We start from the raw sequence: 12,231 nt of genomic DNA, 5'->3' as shown, positions 1-12,231 counted from the left end.
CTAAAAGCTAACAGCTAATAGCTCCACATTTAAAGTTCTTCAATATTAACCCATTGGCGCTTCTCCCAGCTTTCGATGCCTTTTTCGGCCAACTGGACACCTCTTGCTCCGGCCTTTAAATCCCAGGGAAACGGTGTGTCCTTTACAATATGCTTGAGGAATAATTCCCACTGGGCCTTAAATGCGTTGTCATATTGTTCCTGCTCAGGCACTTTTGACCAGCCTTCGAAAAACGGAATAGGTTGCGGAATATCCGGATTCCAAACCGGCTTTGGCGTATTGCCATAATGCTGAATATAACACTCACGCAGACCAGCAACTGCAGAGCCTTTTGTGCCGTCTACTTGCAGCGTCAATAAATCATCGCGACGAACTCTCACAGTCCATGACGAGTTAAATTGGGCTATAACATTTCCTTCCAGCTCAAAAGTGGCATAGCAGGCATCGTCGGCAGTGCATTTATATGGCTTTCCATTTTCATCGATACGTTCCGGGATATGCGTAGCGCCGAGACACGAAACAGCCTTTACGTTTCCAAAAAGGTTGTCAAGGACATATCTCCAGTGACAAAGCATATCCACGATAATACCGCCGTCATCCTCTTTTCGATAGTTCCACGAAGGGCGCTGGGCAGGAATACTGTGACCTTCAAATACCCAGTATCCAAACTCGCCCCGAACTGAGAGAATCTCTCCGAAGAAATCGCTCTCCATCAATCGCTTTAATTTCAGCATGCCAGGCAGCCAGAGTTTGTCCTGGACTACACCGTTTTTGAGACCAGCTTTCGTCGCCAGATCATATAGTTCTAATGCTTCGTCGGTCGTCGTTCCTGTTGGTTTTTCACAATAGATATGTTTGCCAGCCAATATCGCTTTTTTGATAGCAGGCGCACGACGCCCCGTTACCTGGGCATCAAAGTATATCTGATATTGCGGATCATTTAAGACAGAATCGAGGTCGGTAGTATATTTTTTTACGCCCGATTGTTTGCAAAGGGCCTCAAGTTTTGAGGCATTGCGACCTACCAGAATCGGGTCGGGCATAATGACTTCGTCAGCCGAAATTTTCACGCCACCTTGTTCTATAATTGCCTTTATTGAGCGAAGTAAATGTTGGTTGGTACCCATCCGGCCCGTAACGCCGTTCATGATAATACCGATGGTATGTGTTGTCATATTTAGCTTTTAGGTGTTAGCTATTAGGGGTTAGTGAAAATTCCTTGGTTTGTTTTTAGGTATCTCTTTAATTTTGAATGAGTGAATGGCTTGCCCGGAATCGCTCCATTCCTCCCTTTGTCCCCTTCTTCCATCCTCCCTTCTCAAACCCTCGCCAGAAACGCCTCAGTAATCTCTTTTAAAAACACATTCTGATCTTTTGCCCAGTGGATATCGGAGAATATTTCTACTTCGCAGAAACCATTGAAACCGGTGGCTTCCACCCATCCTCTGATCTTTTTGAGGTCAATGCAGCCTTCGCCCATCAACCCGCGATCATTAAGCATATCAAGGGTGTTGACTTTCCAGTCGCAGACATGATATGCGAATAGATTTCCGTTGGCACCGCATCTTGCAATTTCTTGTTCCAGGTTCGGATCCCACCAGAGGTGATATACATCCACCGCCACGCCCACATATTTGGATTGGATGGCTTCAGCCATATCATTAGCCTGACCCAATGTGTTGATTGCCGAGCGATCAGCTGCATACATTGGATGCAACGGTTCGATACCCAGCTTGACATTCAGTTTTTCGGCCAGCGGTAATATGGTTTCAATTCCCTCCTGAATCTGCTTGCGGGATATTTCCAACGATTGATCAGGTGACGCGCCACACACGAGCACGATTAACGGAGCACCCAACGCCGCAGCTTCTTCCAGAAGTTTCCTGTTATGATCAATAGCTTTTGCGCGCCCCGCGCTACTGGCGCTTGGAAAAAAACCGCCGCGCACATATGAAACGACTTCGAGACCCGCATTTCTGATCAATTCGCCCGACTTGTGCGGGCCAATTCCTTCAATGGCGTTTTGCCAGACACTCATGCCTTTCACCCCCGCCGCCGCATATCGATCAACAGCTTCTGGCAAAGTCCAGGGTTTGGTGGTAATGGTGTGAATGCAGCAACGATCTAAGGATATGGACATTTTCAATTGTGGTTGAATTTGAATGTATTCTACTTCGGCTGTCGGCCTTCATAAATCAGATCAGGACAATTAACAATTAGTAGCTTAATACAAGCTCCAAGCTAACCGACCAATTCCAAAATGATAGTCGGGACTAACCGCCGACTGCCGAAAGCTATCACCTTACCGCCCCCAAATACGAATAATACGGTAAGCCTTTATTGATTCGCTGAAGGTATAGTGCAACCTCTCTCGCATGATAATCTCCCCACATACTGGATTCGCCGCATGGTATTTTCTGACCGGCAGGGATATGGTCCCAGCCGTTAGGACGATGGTAAATGCTATGTAAAATCAATCCTTGATGCGTTGGATCGGTTGATAAGTACGGTTCTGCAAATAAGGTATCAAGCGCCGTTAAACCAGCCTGCCAGTATTTAGCTCCGGCGGTGGTGTCGCCGTGGTCGGATAGATACTTTCCTAAACGCAGAAGTCCTTGTGATCCAATGGCCGCCGCAGAGCTGTCTATTGGTTCAAACTCATTATATGGATCGGATGCTCTTGAAAAATAATCGCCCAGTTTATGTAAATGTGGTGCGCCAGTGTCCCAATATGGAATTCCGTCGGCAGCGGTATTGTCAATGTAAAAGTCGCAGGTTGCTTTCGCGGCTTTCAGGTATGTTTTTTCCAATTCAGCTCGACCGCCTAGTGGAGACAATTCTTCATCCGCAAAATATGGCAAGCTCTCCAGTTGTTCAGCAAAACCAATCATCGCCCACGCCAAACCGCGTGTCCATGTTGTAAAGCCCGAAAAACCTTGTTGTGAATTAGGACAACGGAAGTTGCCATCGGTAATATTGAATACACTTTCATGCGCTGAACGTCCCCAAACATCATAACTATCGCGCCCTTCACCATAATACACAGAATATTTCGCGGTGGAAAGCGAATGTAGAGTTCCCCGTTCCAGTAAACTGGTTTTGAGATCATTTTCGCCCATGTGGCTATGTCCCAACAAATGAGAAACCATCAAAGCACGAACGGAACGAATTGTGTCCACAAAAAGGGAATGCGGCCCGTTGAAAGAATGTATATAACCCTGGCCGTTTTGGATGCTTGTCCAGCGGTTAGCCTGAACTGCGCCGGAAATTTTGAGCGCTATTTCATAGAAATTCCTCTCCCATTCATTTTCAGGAATTCGACCTTCGTTCATCAGCCGCAATAAATTGCCATATGTACTGACATTGTTAAAGCCATGATCATGCACACCAAAGTGACCCACATGAGAAGCCATACTTTGCACCGTTTTTTGTTTGGCACTTTTCAAAAAAGCAGTGTCGTCTGTTGCGTCATATTGTAATACCTCCGCACCATATTGAAAACCCTGGGTCCATTCCGTCCAGCCGCGCAGGGTGTATTTGCCGTCAACCGTAAAAACAGGAGTACCTTTTGAATTATCGTATTCCTTATTGATCAGATTTATTTTTGCAGCTGAAACCTCCCAAAGGCGGTCCAACTTCGGTTGCAGAGATGCAGCGGTAAGGTTGTTTCTTATTTGCATAAATCAATGAATGAAGTCGTCAGGTTTTGTCGGGAGATGGTAACTCAATTGTAAAATCGACAAAGATTTTAATTGGAAAGCCAAGTCGGATAAACCCTGCTGTGGTATTATTAAGTCTTGTTATTTTTGTACAATACAAAGATATCCTTCCCGAGTGCTGACATCAAGGTACATTTCAGGTATTAAATGGTACTTTTCCGAACCAAATCTCGGTATTCGTTGGGGGTGAGTCCGGTCTTCTTTTTGAAGATGCGACTGAAGTAGGAAGGGTCTTCTATATGAATGTGATAGGCAATTTCTTTAGCGTTCAACTGAGTAAAGACAAGAAGGCGTTTTGCCTCCAGAAGCAGTTTTTCAAGTATATATTCCTGACAAGAGATATCCAGAAATTTTTTGACTTGTTTACTGAGATAGTCGGGCGATACTGACAGTGCCTGGGCATATTGCTGCACTTCATGCCACTTGAGAAAATTCTTTTCAACCAATTCCTGAAACCTTCCGATAAGCTCTGGCGTGGCATGAATTGAGTTGGACTCGTGTTCCCGAATGTGAAACGTGTTTTCCGATTTTTGTAACAATAACCCCAGATATCTCCCGATCAGCGACTGGTCTGGTTCCGTCAATAAATGCTCCGTGGTCATATTCTCTACCAGATTATGGAAATATCGTTTCTCTTGATCGTTGAGGGTTAGAATGGGCCGTTTTTGTAGTGTTTGAAAAAAAGTGAATTTAGAGAGGTGGGTACTGGTAGGGTTGTAGAACGAGTAATATTGTTCTGAAAACGCAATAATAAATCCCTTGCAAGGCGTGGCAAAATTGAGCAAATGTACCTGGCCAGGGGTTATGAAATGTATACCCGCGTCCACGATCGGATACGAATGAAAGTCAATCTCATGAAATCCCCGCCCTTCTTCAATAAACAAAACTTCATAATAATTATGGCGGTGTGGCATATCCGTCGGCATCGGCGTGCTAGGCAAAGGAGCGCCTTGCTGAACACCCGCACTGTTTTTAAAGCGGTAGATTTTCAGTGACGGAATAGCACCTTGCGACTTCGGAAGTGTATGAACCGGAATATTGCCCGACATGCAGGAGTGTTTAACTTTTGAGCTGGCGTATTTTACTTAGAAGCCAGAAAACGAGTAAAACTACCAATGCCAGGCAGATGATCGGGATGAAAATTGCCATGAATGAAAATCCTGCGGACGCGATATTCTCCGTCGTGGAAACCAACGGATTACCTATTCCAGCAGTTGTTTTTGAAGATAACAGACGTAAAAGCCCGGTTCCGATTTGCACAACTCCGGCAGTGCCACCCCCGACGATGAGGCCTAACGACCAGTGAAGCAACGGATTATCAATTTGCACAAACGAAAATGTAAGAAAGCTGCCAGCTATAAAAGCAGCAGGAGTGGCAATCGTATCCAGCAAATTATCAATGAAAGGAATATAATATCCGGCGATCTCAGCGGCTGTGGCCGTGAGAAAAAGGAAAAATGCAGGCCAGGATGCAAGCCATAAATAGTTTTCACCAGGAGTTATCCAACCATTCATTGACGCAATATTGGCCAGAAGCAAAGGTAAAAAGACCCTGAAACCACAACTTGCGCTGAGTCCGATACCGAGACATATGCTGAGGAAGAGTTCCATGGGAGTGTAAATTATCGGATTTTGGTTTATTCAAAAACAGGTTATTTCTTTAATAAACGAGTATTTTTCCTTTGAATGGTTGGGAAAATCGAAATCAATGTCGGGATTTGATTTTATTAAAAACAGAATTCCTCGGATTTATGTGATGAATTTTGTCATTTTGCTGTTTAGTTTGAACGTGGTATGACGGAATGAAGGCAATTCTGTTTTTGACACTCTATCAAAAAATTAACAGGTATAAAAAGGAAATCTATATTGTGAATCAGGAGACTAAAAGCGGACAGATATTTGACCTTCCTACTCTTAAACGTTTATATGTATTCGTTCAACCCTATAAAAACCGGTTTTACCAGTTAATTGGTATTATTCTGCTTAATGCTGTTCTAGCTCCGCTTACCCCGTTGCTGATTAAATATACAATTGATACACCGATTCCCAATGGCGATTACGCGCTTTTAACAAGGATGTTAATCATCATGCTGGTTGTTTTGGTAGTTCAGAGTGGGGCGCAATTTCTGAATACTTATATGTCAGGTTGGCTGGGGCAATATATCATTCGCGACATCAGAGTCCAATTATATAAAAAGATCATATCGCTGCGTTTGAAATTTTTTGATCAAACTCCCATTGGTCGTCTGGTTACCAGAACAATATCCGACGTGGAAACCCTATCTAATGTATTCAGCGACGGTATGGCCGCAATAGCTGGAGATATTCTCCAACTGGTTTTGATCATTGCAGTGATGTTTTACACCGACTGGAAATTGTCTGTCATCAGCCTTTCGATGATACCTTTGATGCTTTTTTGTACTTATGTTTTTAAGGAGAAAATAAAAGATTCTTTTAATGAAGTTCGGGCGGCAGTGTCTAATCTCAATTCATTTGTGCAGGAGCATATTACGGGTATGAGTATCGTACAAATATTTGGAAGCGAGGATATTGAGTATAAGAAATTCAAGGAAATCAACAAAGTTCACCGCGACGCCAATATCAGGTCAATTCTTTACTACTCTGTATATTATCCTGTTGCTGACGTAATATCTGCTGCCGGAACCGGACTGGTCGTCTGGTATGGCAGCAAGCAGATATTAGACTCGAGCGTTTCTTTTGGTACGGTGACAGCCTTCGTCATGTTTATCAACTTGTTTTTCAGACCTATACGACAGCTGGCCGATCGCTTCAATACATTACAAATGGGGATTGTAAGTACTGACCGTATTCTGAAACTTCTGGACAGTGACGAATTTACTTCCAACGAAGGCACATTTGCGCCGGATCATGTGGATGGGAAGGTGGAATTTAAGGACGTGTGGTTCGCATATAACGATGAGGACTATGTTTTGAAAAATATCAATTTTAAAGTCGAAGCCGGTAAAACAATTGCTTTTGTCGGAGCGACTGGCGCAGGTAAATCATCCATTATCAATTTGTTGAGCCGATTCTATGATATTAATAAAGGACAGATACTGATTGATGGGGTAGAGGTACATGATTATGAACTTAACGCCCTCCGAAAACATATCGGTGTAGTCTTGCAGGATGTATTTTTGTTTTCAGATACCATTGAAAATAATATTCGTCTCGGCGATGATACGATCACCCACGATAAAATAGTGGAAGCTGCCAAACTCGTTGGCGTTCATGATTTTATAGAAAGGCTGCCGGGCGGGTATACCTATAATGTTATGGAACGTGGAGCCACGCTTTCGGTAGGTCAGCGTCAACTCATATCATTTGTGAGGGCGATGGTTCACGAGCCGAAGATTATTGTGCTCGACGAAGCGACATCGTCGGTCGATTCTGAAACGGAAGAGTTGATACAGAAAGCGATTGAAAAGCTGATGAAGGGACGAACGGCTATCGTGATCGCCCACAGATTATCTACGATTCAGGAGGCCGATAAAATTATCGTCGTCGACAAAGGCCAGATCATGGAAGAAGGTAATCATGAGGAACTGCTGGAAAAACAGGGCTTTTATTCTAATTTGTATCAAATGCAGTATAAAGAGGTACTCAAGATATAGCTATTACCGTTAAATAATACGCGTCGAAATATTTTGGAATAGTTGAAGTAGTTTAATAAAATTGTTGCAGAAAAATACTTCTCAACTTTGTGGAAAGCTTAAGATAATCAGGATCTTAACCTTTCGGCACATGCGTACTGCTCACCAAAATCTCAAATCAGCTTTATCAAATGTTACGGCGCTCACCTTGTCTGAGTGGAACATCCTATTATTTGTCAGCGAGGGAATGAATAGTAAAATGATTGCTGTGCGCGTGAATTTAATGCCTAAAAGCATCGATAACTATAAAAACAGGATTGGTAAAAAGCTTGGCCTTAAAGGGTACGGCAAGCTCATTGGCTTTGCCATTAACAATAAGAGTTACTTGAAGAAAGTTTTTGATCTTTTGCAGGTAGTTGATAGTAATTTAACGAATGTAAATTCTGCTCAGAGAAGACGGCATAGGAAGAAAGTTCTACTAGCAATAGCTGAGTAACCATAAAGGCCGATTCCTCCCATCTGGTGTTTATTTCAAAACGTTAACAGAATGGAGCATAGTATAAAAATGAAAAACGGCGATTTTACGATCACCGTTTTTCATTTTTGTACGTTATGGTTTACGTTTCGCAGTGTCCAGTGGTATCGGAGGTGGGCCAATCAGCAACTCATCTTCCGGGTTAACATTGATTTTGGATGCGCTGTCTACTTCTATATTAGTCGTGTCAGAATCTGTTGGTTGATAATAAGTCGGACATTGATATGTTTTTTCCACTTTAAATCCAGGCTTCGGAAACGGTCCCGGCAATATCCCGATTGACTTATCCTTGTATACTTTTTCCAAAAAACTACCCACAATAGGCAAAGCAGTTTTGGCTCCTTCGCCCAGGTTGGTCGTCCGGAAGTGAATGCTTCGGTCGTCGCCTCCAACCCATGCACCTACGACCAGATTATGTGTCACACACATAAACCAGCCATCTGAGTTATTTGAAGTGGTTCCGGTTTTGCCACCAATTTCATTTCCATTACCTGTTACGTTGAATCTCCAGCGTATACTCCCCGAAGTCCCGCCCGGTTCTTCTACGCCCCCGCGCAGCATTTGAATCATGAGGAATGCAGATTCTTTGCTGATTGCCTGACGGTGTTCCGGCTCGAATTCAACAATTACACTTCCTTTGTTATCCTCGATTTTGGTTACAAGAATCGGTTCCGTATAACTGCCACTATTCACAAAAACGCTATAGGCAGCTACCATATCGTAAAGAGACACGTCAAACGGCCCCAAACCAATCGATGGAACCGGCTTTAATGGCGTCGTTATCCCCATTTTCTTGGCATATTTCACCACGTTTTCCGGACCGACCCGATCGGTAAGTTCCGCAGTGACAGAATTGATCGACTGCGCCAAGGCTCTTTTCAGGGTCATATTAGTGTAAGACCAGCCTCCGGTTGCATTCCGGGGCTTCCATTCTTTCTCAACGCCATCTTCCATATAAACCTTTGAAAATGGCTTATCTTCAATCTGATCACAAGGATTCATATTGAAAGAGCTGTCATCAATAGCGGTTGTATATACAAATGGTTTGAAGGTAGATCCAGGTTGTCTTTTCCCTTGTTTTACGGCATCATATTTGAAATAGTTGTAATCTAAACCACCCACCCAGGCTTTTATCCTTCCATTGTGAGGATCCATTGCCATCATCCCTGCACGTAAAATCCGCTTATAATAGTCAAGAGAGTCCATCGAACTCCAGTATTTCTTGATCTCACCACTCGTTTTCCAGTCGAAAACCGTCATGGTGTCCTTCTTATTCAAGTAATAATCGACACTGTCCGGGTTGTTAGGAAATTTCGCCGCAAGCGAGCGGTATCGGCTTGTTCTTTTGACAACAGTCTGCAGAAAGTCAGGGATCTCTACACCATTTTCATCCGTCCATGGCTTCCGATTGCTCCAGTGGTCTTCAAAAACACGCTGTAATTCCTTCATCCGCTGCGTCATGGCTTGTTCGGCAGCAGCCTGCATTCTGGAATCGATTGTAGTATATATCTTCAAACCATCCGTGTAGAGGTCATACCCATTTTCGTCTCCCCATTTTTTAACAAAATCGACAACGGCATTTTTGAAGTAATTGGCATTGCCGTCATATGGCGTCTCGAATTTCGTATGCAAAACAATGGGCAACGCGCTGATGGAGTCTGCCTGTTTTTTTGACAGATATCCGTATTTTGCCATTTGCCCGATCACCACGTTTCTCCGTTCTTTCGAGCGCTTCGGATTTCGGATCGGATTGTAAGTAGTGGTGGCTTTTTGCAGGCCCACCAAAACGGCTGCTTCCTGAACATTCAAACTGTCCGGGGACTTGCTGAAATACGATTTCGCGGCAGTGTTTATTCCATATGTATTATTTCCGTAGTCGACGGTATTGAAATACATCGTGAGGATCTCCTCCTTGGTGAAATTTCTTTCCAGTTTAATGGCCGTGAGCCATTCTTTGGTCTTGTATATCACTGTTTTCAAAACCGGCACATACCCCAGCAAACCTCTGGAGCCGCTTCTCCGTGTTTTGAAAAGTTTTTTTGCAAGCTGCTGCGTGATCGTACTACCACCCCCGCGATCAGTTCCACCCGTAACAAGTCCCATCGCAACGCTTGCCATGGCTTTATAGTCAATTCCTGAATGACGGTAGAAACGGATATCTTCTGTCGCAACAAGGGCTTTCACAAGATAGGGCGAAATCATTTTGGCAGTTACGGGAGTGCGGTTTTCTGTATAGAATTTACCGATCATCACGCTGTCAGAAGTGTAAATCTCAGAAGACTCGTTTAGCTTCGGATTTTGCAAATCTTCAACGCTTGGCATACTTCCCATTAGCCAGAGGAAGTTGGTTTCTACACAAAATATATAAAAGGCGGCACCAATGAAACCGTATAAAAATATCTTCCAGCTGATCGTGATCGGTTTGTAAAATTTCGACTCCCGATCAAATTTTTCGTGGCGCCATTCCCGGAAAGATTTTCTGTTTTTATGCAAAGACGCAGCGAAATTATCCACGCGCGCTTTTCCCACGATGAGCACACCCAATTTATAAAAAATCAGATATATCAGGGACTTGATCTGATTGACAGCGTATTGAAGAAGATCTTTGGCTTTTTGGTACACGTTTTTGATTACTTCCATCAAACGTTAAGATTCATAAAGATTTCAAAGATAACAAAACAAGTAAATTTATGGGTATATCCTATCGCTGGAAAATTGTGGGTGTGAAATTTACAATAATGTATATCAATTCCTTCTGCCGAATACTCTCTGAAGAAACGACTCCCTCGGAGGCCAGCACTTGTTTCTTTCCTCCGGGGGCTGCCTGAACAATCCGGCTGATATACCAAAGTAGAGATTGAACGCTCTTGGTTTTCCAATATTAAGCACGCCGGTAAGATGATCGGTTCCAAACCATAGCGGGCCGATTCTTCCCGCCAAACCAATTGCAGGTGACCGGTATCTGTTCATTAACGTGATTGGCACAGATAATTCGTACCACTTGTTTTCATATCGCGGGGTAACGGACACTACAGATTCTGCTTTCATTCCGAACGCACCTTGCGAGATCAGGTTTTGAACCCATAATCCACTGACATAAACATTCGGCTGAACGTGATAGTCGATACTGGCCTGAAAGGCCATCGGCAATACTGACCGGAAATTGGGCGCCACCGTTGGTCCGCCATTAAGTGAATTGTTGACTGCATTGAATATTCCCTCCGAACCTTTCATATTCTGAAAGTCGTCATATCTAAAGACCTTGTCAGTAGTATGTGTTTCCTGCTGCAAAATATAAAACGGATTCTTGAAATGAATTTTGCCAATATCAGTAAGCGAAACAGCAATTCGATACAAGTATTTGTTTTTTGAGGCATCCCGCTGGCGCGTACCTTTTTCGGTATAACTGAACTTGTTAATGTCCGGACGATATTCGTAAACAGCTCCAATATCAAATCCCCAGCCACCACCCGGAGCAGCGTCGCCGAAAAGCCAGGCGGGAGTAGGTTTAAAATTAGAAAAGCCCTCATCTTTCGTCATCGCATATTTGACGTTGATTTGGTCGACATATATTAATTGTCGTTGATCCTGCCAGGCTGGATCCGGCAAAACGGTGAAGGCAGAATTTTCTACAATTGCATGTGCATTATATAGTCCTATCAGTCTTTTCACTGTAACCCCCACCTTGAGAAAATCAGTTTCATTATCTATCGCCACTCCTCCCAAAGTAAAAGCCAACTCACCAAAACCATTGAAATGGAGCTGTCCGGACTGATTTTCGTAAGTGATCCCGTGGAGATCTTCGAGCCGCGCGGTTTTTGAAATCAGCCTAGCCATGGGCTCCGTGAGTTGCGTAGTATTCAATATGTATCTCCCTCGACCGGTTAGCGCAAGGCCAATTTTTCCATTGTAGAGGTTCACCATAATCGACGGGACACGGACATCGCCACCAGCGTTGATATACTTATGTTTGCCGTTTAACTTCTCATCAAGATAGGCTCTTGGGAAGAGAACCGCACCCTTTTCGTTCCGGTATTCGTCAGAAACAGTGTTGGTAATGAGGCTCAGAAAAGAGTAGGGGGCATCGAATTTGACGTGGTTGTTGGCGGTGTAAAACTGCGTACCTGCTAAGTTCAGAAAAACACTATAACGTGAGTCGGCAACAATTGCAGGATTATGATATAGCGCGTTGGTTCCCGCGTAGTTACTCATGGCCACTCCTGGCAAATGCTGGCCGAAACAGTTTATTTCGGTTCCCAAACAAAGCACTAGCAAAGAGTAGAAGAATTTATTCATCGTTACAATGAAGTGTGATAAAAGGGGTGAGTTATATTAAGATGCAAAATAAGGAGTATATTGACCG

9 protein-coding genes are annotated in these 12,231 nt (G+C 43.7%); 2 read left to right on the top strand and 7 right to left on the bottom strand.

The window, feature by feature from the left end; all coding sequences use genetic code 11:
- Positions 1-29 precede the first annotated feature (29 nt).
- The 5 genes from AC1XUD_RS11915 to AC1XUD_RS11895 all read right to left on the bottom strand — a co-directional run bounded on the left by AC1XUD_RS11915 (position 30) and on the right by AC1XUD_RS11895 (position 5,330).
- Positions 30-1,175 carry a Gfo/Idh/MocA family protein gene (locus AC1XUD_RS11915; RefSeq protein ID WP_483361224.1) on the bottom strand — a complete coding sequence of 382 codons (1,146 nt, stop codon included), beginning with the start codon at positions 1,173-1,175 and terminating at the stop codon, positions 30-32.
- Positions 1,176-1,318: 143 nt separating this feature from the next.
- Positions 1,319-2,140 (bottom strand): sugar phosphate isomerase/epimerase family protein, encoded by an 822-nt coding sequence (locus tag AC1XUD_RS11910; protein ID WP_483361223.1) that lies wholly within the window; start codon positions 2,138-2,140, stop codon positions 1,319-1,321.
- Between the two features lie 157 nt (positions 2,141-2,297).
- The gene (locus AC1XUD_RS11905; protein WP_483361222.1) at positions 2,298-3,680 is read right to left on the bottom strand and encodes a glycosyl hydrolase; all 1,383 of its coding nucleotides are present in this window, start codon (positions 3,678-3,680) and stop codon (positions 2,298-2,300) included.
- A gap of 182 nt (positions 3,681-3,862) precedes the next feature.
- Positions 3,863-4,768: a helix-turn-helix domain-containing protein gene (locus AC1XUD_RS11900; protein ID WP_483361221.1), complete on the bottom strand. Its 906-nt coding sequence runs from the start codon at positions 4,766-4,768 to the stop codon at positions 3,863-3,865.
- 10 nt (positions 4,769-4,778) lie between these two features.
- Positions 4,779-5,330 carry a DUF4126 domain-containing protein gene (locus AC1XUD_RS11895; RefSeq protein ID WP_483361220.1) on the bottom strand — a complete coding sequence of 184 codons (552 nt, stop codon included), beginning with the start codon at positions 5,328-5,330 and terminating at the stop codon, positions 4,779-4,781.
- Between the two features lie 257 nt (positions 5,331-5,587).
- Between AC1XUD_RS11895 and AC1XUD_RS11890 the strand changes: the two genes are divergently transcribed.
- Positions 5,588-7,354 carry an ABC transporter ATP-binding protein gene (locus AC1XUD_RS11890; protein WP_483361262.1) on the top strand — a complete coding sequence of 589 codons (1,767 nt, stop codon included), beginning with the start codon at positions 5,588-5,590 and terminating at the stop codon, positions 7,352-7,354.
- A 130-nt stretch (positions 7,355-7,484) separates the two neighbouring features.
- Positions 7,485-7,829: a LuxR C-terminal-related transcriptional regulator gene (locus tag AC1XUD_RS11885; protein WP_483361219.1), complete on the top strand. Its 345-nt coding sequence runs from the start codon at positions 7,485-7,487 to the stop codon at positions 7,827-7,829.
- A gap of 114 nt (positions 7,830-7,943) precedes the next feature.
- Here the strand turns inward: AC1XUD_RS11885 and AC1XUD_RS11880 are convergent, their stop codons facing one another.
- Together AC1XUD_RS11880 and AC1XUD_RS11875 are read right to left on the bottom strand one after the other, a co-directional pair.
- Complete coding sequence (locus AC1XUD_RS11880) at positions 7,944-10,508, bottom strand: penicillin-binding protein 1A (protein WP_483361218.1); 2,565 nt, start codon at positions 10,506-10,508, stop codon at positions 7,944-7,946.
- A 105-nt stretch (positions 10,509-10,613) separates the two neighbouring features.
- Positions 10,614-12,080 (bottom strand): DUF5723 family protein, encoded by a 1,467-nt coding sequence (locus AC1XUD_RS11875; protein ID WP_483361217.1) that lies wholly within the window; start codon positions 12,078-12,080, stop codon positions 10,614-10,616.
- Positions 12,081-12,231 lie beyond the last annotated feature (151 nt).

The sequence above is a fragment of the Dyadobacter sp. HNCC25DJ184 genome, from assembly GCF_056895215.1.
Note: the sequence above shows the minus strand (reverse complement) of the source record. Positions and strands in the feature narration are given on the sequence as shown.